The 252-nt window shown below is 65.5% G+C and carries 1 protein-coding gene; it reads right to left on the reverse strand.

The genetic code is table 11. From position 1 onward, the window contains the following. Window positions 1-252, reverse strand: a 252-nt coding sequence (locus tag KZZ07_RS27210; protein ID WP_219520135.1) for an acyl-CoA dehydrogenase family protein, incomplete at both ends; no start/stop codon positions are given.

The following is a 252-nucleotide window of genomic DNA, read 5'->3' on the forward strand; positions in this document are numbered from 1 at the left end:
TCTTGCAGCGCGGGTCGCAGGCGCCGGAGGTCCACCACTTCTTGCCGTTGATCACCCACTCATCGCCCTGGTGTTCGGCGCGGGCGGCCATGTTGGTGGCGTCCGAGGACGCTACGTCCGGCTCGGTCATGGCGAACGCCGAGCGGATCTCGCCGCGCAACAGCGGTTCGAGCCAACGTTGTTTCTGTTCAGCGTTGGCGTAGCGCACCAGCACTTCCATGTTGCCGGTGTCGGGTGCGGAGCAGTTGAACG

It is taken from the genome of Mameliella sp. CS4, from assembly GCF_019392335.1.
Classification (GTDB): Bacteria; Pseudomonadota; Alphaproteobacteria; order Rhodobacterales; family Rhodobacteraceae; genus Antarctobacter.